Source organism: Vibrio sp. 10N.286.46.A8, assembly GCF_041470165.1.
Lineage (GTDB): Bacteria > Pseudomonadota > Gammaproteobacteria > Enterobacterales > Vibrionaceae > Vibrio > Vibrio tasmaniensis_A.
In genome coordinates, this window is the sequence record NZ_JBFRLX010000042.1 from 28910 (window position 1) to 42582 (window position 13673).

14 protein-coding genes are annotated in these 13673 nt (G+C 43.3%); 7 read left to right on the top strand and 7 right to left on the bottom strand.

Translation table 11 applies throughout. From position 1 onward, the window contains the following. Positions 1-56 precede the first annotated feature (56 nt). Positions 57-923, bottom strand: coding sequence for a glycerol kinase (locus AB4232_RS05540; RefSeq protein WP_372086535.1), 867 nt, complete (start codon positions 921-923; stop codon positions 57-59). A 565-nt stretch (positions 924-1488) separates the two neighbouring features. Between AB4232_RS05540 and AB4232_RS05545 the strand changes: the two genes are divergently transcribed. The 3 genes from AB4232_RS05545 to AB4232_RS05555 all read left to right on the top strand — a co-directional run bounded on the left by AB4232_RS05545 (position 1489) and on the right by AB4232_RS05555 (position 5308). Beyond that, a complete protein-coding gene (locus AB4232_RS05545) occupies positions 1489-3381 on the top strand; it encodes a PTS mannitol transporter subunit IICBA (protein WP_372086537.1) in 1893 nt (630 codons plus the stop codon). A 191-nt stretch (positions 3382-3572) separates the two neighbouring features. After that, positions 3573-4721, top strand: coding sequence for a mannitol-1-phosphate 5-dehydrogenase (locus AB4232_RS05550; RefSeq protein ID WP_372086539.1), 1149 nt, complete (start codon positions 3573-3575; stop codon positions 4719-4721). 50 nt (positions 4722-4771) lie between these two features. Further along, complete coding sequence (locus AB4232_RS05555; protein WP_083784018.1) at positions 4772-5308, top strand: MltR family transcriptional regulator; 537 nt, start codon at positions 4772-4774, stop codon at positions 5306-5308. A gap of 32 nt (positions 5309-5340) precedes the next feature. On the opposite strand, the gene AB4232_RS05560 is transcribed toward AB4232_RS05555, so the two are convergent. The 4 genes from AB4232_RS05560 to AB4232_RS05575 all read right to left on the bottom strand — a co-directional run bounded on the left by AB4232_RS05560 (position 5341) and on the right by AB4232_RS05575 (position 7864). After that, the gene (locus AB4232_RS05560) at positions 5341-5757 is read right to left on the bottom strand and encodes a glucosamine-6-phosphate deaminase (protein ID WP_372086541.1); all 417 of its coding nucleotides are present in this window, start codon (positions 5755-5757) and stop codon (positions 5341-5343) included. Positions 5758-5789: 32 nt separating this feature from the next. Continuing rightward, positions 5790-6065 (bottom strand): hypothetical protein, encoded by a 276-nt coding sequence (locus AB4232_RS05565; RefSeq protein WP_017097796.1) that lies wholly within the window; start codon positions 6063-6065, stop codon positions 5790-5792. A 103-nt stretch (positions 6066-6168) separates the two neighbouring features. Continuing rightward, the gene (gene nagB, locus AB4232_RS05570) at positions 6169-6969 is read right to left on the bottom strand and encodes a glucosamine-6-phosphate deaminase (RefSeq protein ID WP_009846106.1); all 801 of its coding nucleotides are present in this window, start codon (positions 6967-6969) and stop codon (positions 6169-6171) included. 541 nt (positions 6970-7510) lie between these two features. Next, the gene (locus AB4232_RS05575) at positions 7511-7864 is read right to left on the bottom strand and encodes a DUF413 domain-containing protein (protein WP_017097795.1); all 354 of its coding nucleotides are present in this window, start codon (positions 7862-7864) and stop codon (positions 7511-7513) included. 156 nt (positions 7865-8020) lie between these two features. Here AB4232_RS05575 and AB4232_RS05580 point away from each other — a divergent pair, with 156 nt between their 5' ends. Continuing rightward, positions 8021-8911, top strand: coding sequence for a LysR family transcriptional regulator (locus tag AB4232_RS05580; RefSeq protein WP_029222811.1), 891 nt, complete (start codon positions 8021-8023; stop codon positions 8909-8911). A gap of 210 nt (positions 8912-9121) precedes the next feature. Here the strand turns inward: AB4232_RS05580 and AB4232_RS05585 are convergent, their stop codons facing one another. After that, complete coding sequence (locus tag AB4232_RS05585; protein WP_012601212.1) at positions 9122-9325, bottom strand: hypothetical protein; 204 nt, start codon at positions 9323-9325, stop codon at positions 9122-9124. Positions 9326-9557: 232 nt separating this feature from the next. On the opposite strand from AB4232_RS05585, the gene AB4232_RS05590 reads away from it, so the two are divergent. The 3 genes from AB4232_RS05590 (at position 9558) to AB4232_RS05600 (ending at position 12159) form a co-directional block, all read left to right on the top strand. Then, positions 9558-11006: an AlkA N-terminal domain-containing protein gene (locus AB4232_RS05590; RefSeq protein WP_017097793.1), complete on the top strand. Its 1449-nt coding sequence runs from the start codon at positions 9558-9560 to the stop codon at positions 11004-11006. Between the two features lie 82 nt (positions 11007-11088). Beyond that, positions 11089-11571 (top strand): methylated-DNA--[protein]-cysteine S-methyltransferase, encoded by a 483-nt coding sequence (locus AB4232_RS05595; RefSeq protein ID WP_017097792.1) that lies wholly within the window; start codon positions 11089-11091, stop codon positions 11569-11571. A 198-nt stretch (positions 11572-11769) separates the two neighbouring features. Then, positions 11770-12159, top strand: a complete 390-nt coding sequence (locus AB4232_RS05600; protein ID WP_102248811.1) for a hypothetical protein — start codon at positions 11770-11772, stop codon at positions 12157-12159. Here AB4232_RS05600 and nhaD read toward each other — a convergent pair. Further along, entirely contained in the window at positions 12156-13595 is a 1440-nt protein-coding gene (gene nhaD, locus AB4232_RS05605) for a sodium:proton antiporter NhaD (protein WP_012601208.1), read from the bottom strand. The genes AB4232_RS05600 and nhaD overlap by 4 nt on opposite strands. Between the last annotated feature and the right edge of the window lie 78 nt (positions 13596-13673).

Below are 13673 nucleotides of genomic sequence, written 5' to 3' on the forward strand. Positions count from 1 at the left end.
CATAATGATTTAATTAGTGTGATCTGGATGTGTGTTGGTTTTCGACAATCAGCCAGTTAGTACGCTTTGATTCCATATTGGCGTAATAAAGAGGGAAGTACGCTGTCGAGGTTTGGGATATCTTCAGGGTTAAGTTCAATCAAGCTAAAACCGTGCTCTTGGTAAATTTTCTTGGTCGCATTTCGTTTGTCTTCTTCTATAGGGCCTGAATCTGTTCCCCAGAACTGAATGTATACCTTGCCGCTTGGCAGGTAGAAATCGCTCATTACTTCTTTTGAGATCGGCAGCGGACGTTCGTACGCATGAACCACTCCTGCCATATAAAGCCAGTTATCGATGATCAGCTCTCCCTTTGAACGAACATAATGCCCATCTAAGCTTCGATGCTTGGCTTCGAATTTCTGACGAAAACTGGAAAATGACACATCAGTAGAGTGGCTTTCAGCATCATGCCCTAGGAATTCAACAACAGACTGCTTCAAACGTTTATTGCGAACCAGTGAGTCGTGCCATACCACGAATAAGTTTTGAGTGGCTTTGTCTTCCCTTTGTTCACCACCGGCTTTTAAGCCTGTAGAGGTGACATGCCAACCATCTTCTTCACGTGTTATCCAACCAAGCTCGCTGAGCAACAGGTTAATTTTTTTTGCGCTAAGTTGAAAGGCACTGCCTAGTTGAGTTGCCGTTAGCGTTTTTCCAGAGAAAGAATCTAGGTCGATGAGTAGTTTTTCTGGCCAGACAATAAAGACACCAAACTTCTTGTGTTCGACATACTCCCCACCAAAGCTTTCGCCTCGTTCTGTGAGTACCCAACGCTCCTGTGAACGCACGATATAGCCAGCTGTTTTCAAATCACTGAATAGAGCCTTTGCTTCTATCCCTTTTTGTTTGGCTAGTACTGATGTGGAAATCTTGTCTGGCATAGTCTGTTTCTCAATTAGCAGTAGAACTGCTGATTAATGTTGAGGAGCTGTTGTATAGAATAGGGAAATACAATAACACAACTGTTGATACTAACTGCAGTTCACTGGTCTATGTTTTTAGTGAGTATTCGCTCTCATTTTGAATGTTAAGCAAAATGCGGTCTAACTTGTAATTAAATTACAGCTTTAGGTTTTTTTCTCATCTTGGTGCATATTTATCATTCGTAATACGATGTTCTTTTATACGGTCTATATAGATCTTAGATGCTATATTTTGTTAAGTGTGATTCGTGTCACTATTTATTTTTAAGTATTACAAAATAAAGCGTGATCTAGATCTTGTGTTAATGATATTTATTCTCATCAATTTGGCTTTGTAATTTAAATTCATGGTGTTTTTGTGATCTAAAGTGCTCTTGTTAACCCTAATGTGTTTTTTGTATGTGATTGCTGTCACGAAAGTTGGGCTAAGGTGCATTTTGGAAATGTTGTGATACATTTTAATCGACTTTTGAGTACACACTTTCGGTCATTTGACCAACCAATACATTACGGGGTTCTACCTATGTTATCACCAGAAGCAAAGATTAAGGTTCAAAACTTTGGTCGTTTCTTATCCAATATGGTAATGCCAAACATCGGCGCATTTATTGCGTGGGGTTTCATTACTGCACTATTCATCCCAACCGGTTGGTGGCCTAACGAAACGTTAGCATCAATGGTTGGCCCTATGATTACATACCTATTGCCACTATTGATTGGTTACACCGGTGGTAAAATGGTTGGTGGTGACCGCGGTGCGGTAGTGGGTGCCATCACGACAATGGGTGTTATCGTTGGTACTGATATCCCAATGTTCATGGGTGCAATGATTGTGGGTCCACTAGGTGGTATCGCAATTAAGAAATTCGATGAAGCTGTTCACGGTAAAGTGAAGAGTGGTTTCGAAATGCTAGTGAACAACTTCTCTGCGGGTATCATCGGCATGATCTGTGCGATCATCGCGTTCATCGTGATCGGTCCTGCGGTTAAGATTCTATCTGGCGGACTTGCTGCTGGCGTAAACGCAATGGTAGAAGCAGGTGCATTACCTCTAGCATCTATCTTTGTTGAACCTGCGAAAATTCTATTCCTAAATAACGCAATCAACCACGGTATCTTCTCTCCACTAGGTATCCAGCAATCTGAAGAGGTTGGTCGTTCAATCTTCTTCTTAATCGAAGCAAACCCAGGTCCGGGTCTTGGTCTTCTACTTGCTTACATGGTATTTGGTAAAGGTAGCGCGAAACAGTCTGCTGCTGGTGCATCTATCATTCACTTCCTAGGTGGTATCCACGAAATTTACTTCCCTTACGTTCTAATGAACCCACGTCTAATCCTTGCGGTAATCGCAGGTGGTATGGCGGGTGTATTCACTAACGTAGTGTTCGATTCTGGCCTTATCTCTCCAGCATCTCCAGGTTCTATCTTCGCAGTCTTACTGATGACGCCAAAAGGCTCTTACATCGGCGTGATTCTATCGGTTATCGCAGCAACGGCAGTATCGTTTGTTGTAGCGTCAATCCTTCTTAAAACATCAGCGCAAGAGGATGAGGAAGATTCACTAGAGAAAGCTTCAGCACAAATGAAAGACATGAAAGCGTCTTCTAAAGGTGCAGCAACGGGGGCAGATATCAACCTAGCTGACGTGAAAGCAGTATACGTAGCGTGTGATGCGGGTATGGGTTCAAGTGCAATGGGTGCAGGTCTACTTCGTAAGAAAGTTGAGGCAGCGGGCCTAAATATCACGGTAACTAACTACGCAATCAACAACTTACCGGCTGATTCACAAATTGTTATTACGCATAAAGATTTAACAGACCGTGCACGTAAAACCATTCCTGGTGCAATGCACATGTCTCTGAACAACTTTTTAGATGGCGCAGTATACGACAACCTAGTAGCAGAACTTGTTGAAGCACAAAGTGGTGAAGCGAAAGTAGAAGCTCCGGCTCCTGCAGCAGCACCAGCTCAAGAAGGCAACAAGCTTGCACTGACTAATGACAGCATCTTCCTTGGCCTTAAAGCGACTCAGAAAGAAGACGCAATTAAGTTTGCTGGCGAACAATTAGTAAAACTTGGCAACGTATCACCAGAATATGTAGATGGCATGTTTGCTCGTGAAGAGCTTGTGTCTACTTACCTAGGTGAGTCTATCGCTGTACCACACGGCACAATCGAAGCGAAACAGTACGTACAAAAAACCGGCATTGTTTTCTGTCAGTACCCCGAAGGTATTCAATGGGGCGAAGATGAAGATGATATCGCGAAGATGGTTATCGGTATTGCCGCACAAGGCGATGAGCACAACATGGTGCTGATGGCTATTACCAATTCACTCGACGATGAAGAAGCTGTGGAATGCCTACAGAACACAACAAACCCTGCTGATGTTCTACGTATTCTCAACGGAAACTAACAAGCTCTAGTCAAGCTCCTGAGTGAAGGAGGCCAGTATCCCCCTACTGGCCTCATTTCCGGTCTCAATCTTTATCTGTAGATAAAGGTTCGGTCTGAATAGGTCACTGCTTAATGCCTAGGACGTGATTGAAAGCGGCATGTGTTTGAGTGGTTAGCTATTTAGATTCAAATATTTATAAGGTCAAAATTATGAAAGCGTTACATTTTGGTGCAGGTAATATCGGTCGTGGTTTCATTGGTAAGCTTCTTTCTGATGCTGGTATGAAGGTTACGTTTGCTGACGTAAATGAAACGGTTGTAAATGCGTTAATTGAACGCCAAGAATACCCAGTTAAGATTGTTGGCGAAGAGTGTGTTGTCGAAGTTGTTAAGAACGTGTCAGCAGTAAACTCAGCGACAAGCGCAGTAGTAGATTGCATTTCTGAGTCTGATCTTGTGACGACAGCAGTGGGCCCTACGGTTCTTAAAATCATCTCTAAGTCTATCGCTCAAGGCATTGAAAAGCGTGCAGCTGCAAACAACACTGCACCAATGAACATCATCGCGGCAGAGAACATGGTTCGCGGTACTAGCCAATTAAAAGCAGCCGTGTTAGAGCACCTTTCTGATGAAATGAAAGCGTTCACTGAAGAGCACATTGGCTTTGTTGATTCAGCGGTTGACCGTATTGTTCCACCGGCAGAAGCGGGCGAAACAGACCCTCTAGCGGTAACGGTTGAAACGTTCAGCGAGTGGATCGTAGACCAAACACAATTCAAAGGTGAGATTCCAAATATCCCAGGTATGGAATGCACTGACAACCTAATGGCTTTCGTTGAGCGTAAACTGTTTACGCTAAACACAGGTCACTTAGTAACGGCATACCTTGGTGTGCTTGCCGGTCATGAGACTATTAAAGATTCTATCGAAGATGACGTAATCCGTGCTGAAGTAACAGCGACGATGGAAGAGAGTGGTGCGGTTCTGATTAAGCGTTACGGCTTTGATCCAGAAGCTCACGCTGCCTACATCCAAAAGATTCTCGGTCGTTTTGCTAACCCGTTCCTACGTGATGAAGTGGATCGCGTTGGTCGTCAACCTATTCGTAAGCTGAGCCCACAAGATCGCCTAGTTAAGCCTCTAAACGGTACATTAGAGTACGGCCTACCGAATGCTCACCTAGTAAAAGCAATCGCTGCTGCGTTCCATTACAAGAACGAAGACGACCCTCAAGCGGTTGAACTTCAAGCAATGTTCGCAGAAAAAGGCTTTGCTGAGACATTAGCGCATTATTCTGAGCTGAATAGTGACTCAGAAGTTGTTAAACTAGCGGAAGAAGCTTATCTAGCATTGAAATGATAAACCATCAAAGTGCCACACCAGTGGCACTTTATTCTTTTAGAGCAACCATGCCCATACATACAACACACGAATCAGAGTTACTTGAAGAACTAGCCGAATCAGCTGATGCTGCGGAGTGCCTGTTGTGCGCCTACGATGTCTTAGAAGACATGCTGGACGCTTTGTTGAAAAGTATCTTCTATAAAGATGACTACGCAGTAAAATTTGTTGTTGACCCTCTCCTCACCACCGATGGCCCTTTAGGGGAAATTCTGGTTCGAACAAAATTATTGTTAGGGTTAGGCGTGATCAGTAAAGAGGTGTATGACGATATTGAAGTTTTCGTTACTCTAAAAGAGTGGGTAAATATTCAAGAAGGTCAGGTGAATTTCTGGGACCAAGATGTCGTTTTTGAACTTAATCGTATCAATGCTATTCAAAAAATGATGCCAATCGACTACGCCCCGGAGTTGGTCGAAGGCATGTCTGATGATATGAAGCGGATGTTTTTAGAGCGCCATTTTCAAAAAGTGCGCTCTACGATAGTGCTAGCGGTTAATGATATACATCAGCAGTTAGCGAAAGAGAATGTGCTGACCTCTTAAGCTATCTCTAGGTAGTGAAAGTAAGCTCGGTGCTATTTATGATCTACTTTTGTCAACCACAGATCACACTGATCGATGAGCTCTTGCAAAAATTGTGTTGGGTTCGCAAGTTTCTCATTTCCTTTTACACTTGTTGTCGTTACCTGCCAAAAACTCAGTGAGACTAGGTTTCTTTTGTATAGGAACTCATTTAACTCTGCTGATGAAAGCGCAAGGGTCTCCCCAAACACATCATATAACTGTTGTATAACTAGCTTTAGCTCTGTGATAGTGCCTTTCAGAAACTGCTCTGAAGTCAGGTTTTCAATGGCTTGGGTATCACTAGAACTGTTTTGTTTACAAAGTGCTCTAATCGACTGGTAGAGTGAGTTTTCCAATCTTTGTACTGAAAGCAGAGCTTTTCCAAGTAGAGATAGTTGTTCATTGCTTAGGTTAGTTGTGTCTGTCATTTAAGTCAGTTCCTAATAAATTGAAGTCTGTTTTACCTGAATTTTGAGCTAGCTTGTTCGGGCGTATAGGTGTCTGCATTGAAAATAATATAGTCACCGCTTATCAATTTTTCACATTGAATTTGTCCTTTAAAGCCAATGCTGCACAGTTTTTTTAGCAAGTGTGGCTTGGCGTTATCGTAGACAATATTCAAAAAAGGAAGGTGGTTAGAGTGAACTACGTTATGTAGATTAAACTCTTCTAATGCCTCTGAGAGGTAATCACTGTCAGTCAGTTCGATGACCTCGACAATTTCATTCAACAACATGTCTATTTCCATATTTTTTAGTTGATAGCGATTGTGACATAAAAAAAAAACCACTTCCGATAGAAGAAGTGGTTTTAATTCTACAATCAAGATCTACATCAAATTATAGGTCTTGAATGTTCTCAGCTTCTAGCTCTTGGAAGTAGCGAAGAGTCTTAACTTTTAGCTCTTGTTGAGCTGGCTCATCAGCAACGATGATAGCTTTACGGTGCATCTGTAGAGCGGTAACAGTCCACATGTGGTTTACAGAACCTTCGATAGCCATTTGAAGCGCTTGCGCTTTGTTGTGGCCTAGAGAAAGGATCATTACTTCTTCAGAATCTAGAAGAGTAGCAACACCGATAGTTAGTGCGTATTTAGGAACTTGGTTGATGTCGCCATCGAAGAAACGAGAGTTCGCGATACGAGTGTCTTCAGTCAACGTTTTGATACGAGTGCGTGAAGATAGAGAAGAACCTGGCTCATTGAATGCGATGTGACCGTCGATGCCTACGCCGCCCATGAACAGGTTGATTTTGCCGTATGAACGGATTTTCTCTTCGTATGCTGCACAGTGAGCATCGATGTCTTCAGCTTTGCCGTCTAGCAGGTTGATGTTTTCTGCTTGGATATCAACGTGGTTGAAAAAGTTCTCGTGCATGAATGTGCGGTAAGACTCTGGGTGGTTAGGGTCGATACCAACGTACTCATCCATGTTGAATGTTACAACGTGCTTGAAGCTTACTTCGCCAGCTTTGTAAAGTTCAATTAGCTCAGCGTAAGTAGTTAGAGGTGTGCTACCAGTAGGAAGACCTAGTACAAATGGACGCTCAGCAGTTGGAGCGAATTTGTTGATCGAATCTGCGATATGACGAGCAGCCCATTTACCTACTTTTGCTTTGTTGCTTAATGGAATAAGTCTCATTGATTTTGCCCCTAGAAATTAAATATTATAGTGTTCTGAAACATTAATTCGCATTATAAAATAAGTTATCAGATTCCGCTATTGTTTTAGGTCAAGTTTTTGCCTTTTTGATCATATCTGTGATTGGAATTCTCAAAATTGCACAATTATTGTATGGATATTTGGTGGCGTTAAACAAGATTAATACGTTTGTCATATATCGTCGGATGGATTTGATTCAGGGGCTGAAGGATCAACAAACTTTATTGGATGAAGAGTAAGGGGGCAATGAAAATGCGATCAAAGTATGGTGGCTATGTGGCACTGCCGTACAAAAAATAAGGAAGTTTCGCCGACAGGCGTGAATTATCATTGGGTATATTTAAGAATAGTGATTATTCAAAGGTATCGCTATGAATTTTATATAAATATTGGTAAAACTGGACAGGTTGGCTAAACTTATTAATTACGAAGAAGATGCGAGTTTATTTTAAGTTCCCGCTAATCCGAGATGAACCCAAAAAAAGCTCAAAGTGATGAGGTATCACTTTGAGCTGTTTTACTAATCTTCTAACACTAACTCTCTTTCGTATTCTTCCCGAGAAACTTCGCTGCGTTTGCAGCCGTTTAGGGTATGAAAGCGACGGCGTCCACGAGCCAGTTGAATGTACTTCAACCAAACACGCTCTAACTTGGACTTCGCCTTATGAGGGTGAGACAACACTTTGATGAAATGTTTTTCTTCTGAGTTGCTTGGCGAAAGTTCGCCAGTCTCAAGTGCAAGCATAGTGTCACCAAACAAGGTTAGGATTTCCTCTTCTGAAAGAGTAAAATCACCCGACTTAGCAAACCCTCGTGGGAATTTAATGGTGTCATAAAAACGTTTTTTTCCGTGTCGGAATTCGGTCTCAGACATATCAGCCTCAGTAATGTGGTTAGATAGAAATTAGTGTTTATTGCTCACGCGAAAATATTGTTAAAAGGCTAAAATAGGAAACAAAACGTTTTTGCCTTTACGATAAACAATCCTAGATCGGCTAGTTAGCAGATTTATTACAGAGATGTATTTTTGATGGATGTGAAAGTATTTAGAACCTTTCTTGAGGTTGCAAGGGTGCGCCACTTTGGGCGTGCAGCTGAAAACTTGTATTTAACACAAGCAGCGGTGAGTGCGCGGATTAAACAGCTTGAAGGCTATTTTGATACTCAGCTCTTCATTCGTGACCGCAATAACATCAAGCTGACCTCTTCTGGTGAGCGTTTGATTGGTTATGCTGAAGTGATGGTATCCACCTTACAACAAGCCAAATTTGAGCTGTCGTTAGAGAGTGGAAAAGCGTTGCAGTTAACACTGGGTGGCACACCGAATATCTGGGATGCGTATCTACAAAACTGCTTAAGTGTGGTGACCGACTCTTTCGGTGGCTACGGCTTTATGGCCGAGGTGATGGGTCGCGAACAGCTGAACCGTAATTTGCTAGAACGAACCTTAGACATGGCTTTTGCTTTCGATCAGATCAAAGCGGAAGAGCTGAACTGTAAAAAAGTCGCTGACTTGGTTTTGGTGTTGGTATCAACGGAGCAAGATGATCTGGAATCTGTATTCCAACATAAATACGTTTATGTCGACTGGGGAACGCGTTTTGGTTCTGAACACGCCGAGCGTCACCCCAAAGTGCCTGCGCCGTATCTACGTACCTCAACAGCTCGTATCGCTTTAGATTTTATCTTAGAGAAAGGTGGCAGTGCGTATTTACCTGTTTCTATGGTTGAACCTTTTATCGAGTCGGGTCAATTGCACAAGGTCAAAGGGGTTGAAGACTGGTATCGTCCAATTTACCTGAGCTACCGTAAAAGCAGTACTTCGGTTGATGCGATCATTCAGGTTGAGAAGTTGGTTAATGAAATTGACCCATCGACTGCCTACACGTTGCAACAAGCCGCTGAACAAACACCAGAGTAACAGCTGTTTCTGTAACCAATATGCTTTGTTGACTAAATAAAAATTGCTCCTAACTAGTTATATAGTTGGGAGCCATTTTTGTTTTTAAACCAGAGATGATTTTCTTTTCCAAATCAGAGATAACCCTAACTCGGATAAAACCGTTTAAGCCTGGTATGCGTAACCTTTTTTAAAAGCCCTATCACTTCAAAGCACTATTCTTCGAAAATTCTAGAGATTCATTAGATTCTCGATAGACTCTTCAAGAGAGTGTGACATGTAAGAATGGATTTGATTGCCATCCGTTGCGTCAATCTCAATCTTAGAAATCCCCTTATCCGCTTCGTCTTCAAGAAAGCTTAGAGACTGTTCGACTGATTGACTGGTGAGAACCTGTTGGTTTGATAAAACAATACGACATGTGTGAAGAACCATAGCCTTTTCCTTATTATTCGATAGGTCTCTGCATCTTAATGTGCTGAGTACCGTTCGTTGACGTTGTGAGAATAATCCTTTCTCAAGGTTAAATTTAGTCGAATTGAGCGAAAAGAAAACCCTTTTTTGTGATTTATCTAACCTTCAGTTCCGAAAATGGCTAGCGACAATAACAGTTCACGGTAAACTTTTAGTTATTGGAGCACAGTATGGCTAATGAGAAGGACAGAGTATGTCTAAGAATATTCATCACAACAGCGCGTTAACGAGTGAGCAGTGCCATTTGGCTCGATATGCGCGAGATGTTCGCTTTGATGGGATGTTTTTCACAGCGGTGAAAACCACCGGGATTTTTTGTCGCCCTATTTGCCCTGCAAGCCCACCCAAAGAAGAAAATGTCGAATACTTTTCTCATCAAGCTCAGGCTTTGAAAGCGGGTTATCGCCCATGCTTACGTTGCCGACCAGACAGCGCGCCTTTTTCTCCGGCTTGGAAAGGTGTTGAAACTACCTTTCTGCGAGCTATGCAATTAATCGACAACGGTGCGCTGAATTCGGGGTCGATTGTCGACCTTGCCACTCGACTAGGCATCTCAGATCGTTATTTACGAACCTTGTTCGACAATTACATCGGGGTGTCACCGAAGCAATATAGCCTTTATAGCCAGTTGATGTTTGCCAAGCAGTTACTGCATACCAGCAGCATGAGCATTACCGATGTCGGCTTTGCGAGTGGTTTTAACAGCACGCGCCGCTTCAATGATGCCTTTCAAAAAGAGCTTCAGCTTTCGCCAAGTCAAATACGAAGAGCTAAGCCAAGTAACAATCTAAGTAATCATATCCAACTCAGTTTCCATGGCCCGTTGGACTGGGATCATTTGCTGGGCTTTTATCGACGACGAATGATCGAAGGCTTAGAAGAGGTGGGCGACGGTTATTACCAACGCACAGTGAACGTGAACGGCTCGAAGGGCTGGTTCAAGGCCACTTTAGCCAAAGAGAGCAGTTTGGATATTGAGTTTGAGTTGGATGATATGAGCCAATTAAGAAGTTTGATCGCCAATATTCGACGTATGTTCGACCTTGATGTTGATATCAGCAAAGTTGAAGATTTCTTTAGCACCATTGATCCCAACTTGGTGGCTAAGAGTGGTATTCGTATCCCTGGTGTGTGGAGTGCTTGGGAAGCCGGAGTAAGAGCGATTCTCGGGCAGCAAGTCTCGGTAACAGCGGCCATTGGTCAGCTCAACTTGTTGGTGCGAAAGCTCTCAGGTTCATATCAGGTGTTTGATTCACAAGAGCAAGCTAATTCACAAGAGTGCTCTGACTTACAACAAATTGCTGATTCATCAGAGAAAGCGTATTTCCCTACACCTAAACAAATAGCTGATGCTGATGTGAGCTTTCTAAGGATGCCGGGAAGTCGTAAGGAAACCTTAAAGCGTTTTGCCCAATACATGGTCGATAACGAAGCTGAGCATCCTTCTAAGTGGATTGATCTCAAAGGTATTGGTCCTTGGACGATTCAATATGCGCTGCTGCGCGGGCTCAGTGAACCTAACCACTTGCTAGTAGGCGATTTGGTGGTGAAGAAATTCATCGAGCATCGCCCTACCATTAATACAGAGAGTGTTTCGCCTTGGGGAAGTTACGCCACGTTCCATTGTTGGAATCAGTCTTAAACGATGTTTCAAGTGGAATAGAGATACCTCTCTGATATAGAAGCAATGAATAAACATCGGAATTACCAAGCTAGGAGAGATTATGACTAACCGTTTTACTTATTATCAAAGTCCACTAGGAACCGTGACGTTACAGGCGAACGATGAAGGGCTGCTCGGCCTTTGGTTTGAAACTCACACTACCAAGCCTGAACAGTTAGGTGTTCAAGATGATAGCTTTCCGATCTTTGCGTTGGCTATCAAACAGCTCGATCGTTATTTTGCTGGTGAAGCTATCCAGTTTTCTGTGCCTATCGCAGCCAAGGGCACTCCGTTTCAGCAGTCGGTTTGGCAAGCGCTGATGACCATTCCTTATGGAGAAACATGGAGCTATGCACAATTGGCCGATGCGATTGGTAACCCAAAAGCGGTGCGTGCAGTGGGTTTGGCGAATGGCAAAAATCCGGTGTCTGTGATTGTGCCGTGTCATCGTGTGATAGGTAAAAATGGAAAGCTGACGGGTTATGCGGGTGGCGTAGAACGTAAACAACGCTTGTTAGTGATTGAGGGAAGAAAACAAACTTAGAAAGCTACTTAGCTAGCGACTTGAAACTCTGTTCTGTCGGTTAAGGTTGAAGGTTTGTACGACTGAGGAGGAATATTAAGAGGCCTCAAGCGTGACTCTGCAATAAAAACGTGACTTTGCAATAAATTCGCCACTTTCTGGAAAATAATGATTTGGTTGCATATTATTTAGCCATGTTTTTTAGGCAAGGATGCCCAAATGAATAACCATCATTTTCTGATAATAGCTTTCACTAGTGTGTTATTGCTGACCGGTTGTTTAACTGATACTAGTCGCCCCTTTGAAGTACCGCAGCTTGTTTTGTTCAAAGGGATGTATGAGAACGCGGACGATAACAGCTATCTACTTTTTGAGTCAGGACAAATGACCTATCAAACAATCGGTAACACGGTCACTAGAACTTATCGTATTGAAAATGATTTGATTAACATCGAGTTGAATTCAGGAAATAGCCGAGTGGATTCTGGGCTGATGATGCGTATTCAACAAGAAGGAGCAGTGTTAACCTGCAACCAGTGTCCAGCAGTGCAGTTAAGCAACGTCTGGACACGTGTTGAAAAGCCTTTAGTTGATTCCCCTTTAGACTAGAACATATCACCGTTCAGCCATAGGTGAGCGGCGATACTGACCCCATAACCAATCATGATTACTGGCATCCATTTTAAGTGGCCAAAAAAGGTGTACTTACCATGTGCAGCCCCCATTAATGCCACACCAGCGGCACTACCAATAGACAATAAGCTGCCGCCAACGCCCGCGGTTAGGGTGATCAGTAGCCAGTTGCCCATCGACATTTGGGGTTCCATGGATAACACGGCAAACATCACCGGAATGTTATCGACAATAGCCGATAAGATCCCCACCATGACGTTGGCCCAAATTGGATCCCACTGGCTATACATCACGCCCGAAGCTAATTCCAAGTAACCAAGTAGACTCAAGCCACCGACACACATTACCACGCCGTAGAAGAACAAAAGCGTGTCCCATTCGGCATGAGAAACTCTTCGAAATACATCGAATGGCACAACAGAACCGAGTCGTTTCAGGGCGCCTTCATCGTTATTGGCGATCGCTACCGCCTTTTTCTTGGCGAGTGAGTTGGGCAAAGTCTTGCGTAAGTAATAGCCAAAGAACTGCAGATAGGCGAGCCCCATCATCATGCCCATTACTGGAGGGAAGTGGAGTACGGCATGGAAAGCAACAGCGGTCGCTATTGTCATGATGAACAAGAATACGATGCGCCTCGCACCACGTTTTAATTCAACGTGTTGATGGACTGTGTCGGGCTGAGTGGTGGGTACAAAGTAAGACATGATCAACGCAGGGACGAGGTAATTCATCACCGAAGGAATAAACAAAGGAATAAACTCACTAAAACTCACATAGCCAGCCTGCCACACCATGAGCGTTGTGATGTCTCCGAATGGACTGAATGCACCGCCAGCATTGGCGGCTATCACGATATTCACGCAGGCTAGGTTGACGAATTTAGGGTTAGAACCTGCCACTTTAAGAACCACAGCGCACATCAGTAGAGCTGTCGTGAGGTTGTCGGCGATAGGTGAGATAAAGAAGGCCAGAATACCGGTTATCCAGAACAAAGAGCGAAAGTTAAAGCCTTTGCCTACCATCCACGCTTGCAACGCATCAAACAGTCTTCTCTCTTCCATGGCGCTAATGTATGTCATGGCGACGAGTAGAAAGAGTAATAGTTCGGCGTATTCGAGTAAGTTGTGTTCGAGCGCTTGTTTGGCGACTTCAACAAGGTTGTGTTCTTGGTAGGTAAAACCAATGATTATCCAGATCAGGCCCGCTGCAAGTAGAACTGGCTTGGATTTTCGGAGTTTTAGGTATTCTTCCATCATCACCACGATGTAGGCGACAACGAAAATGGTCAGCGATAGGTAGCCAGCAAATGAACTGGTTAGTTTGAGCGGCTCTCCCAACTGAGAAGTGGCAGCGCCTGCTACCGTAGAAAAAAATAATAAAGAGAGAACAGCAGAAAGCTGGATACCTAACATGGATTACGCTCCGAAGTTAATCAGTTATTAACACGGGTAAAAGCGTAGACCTAAATAACCCTGTTCAGTGTGATAGAT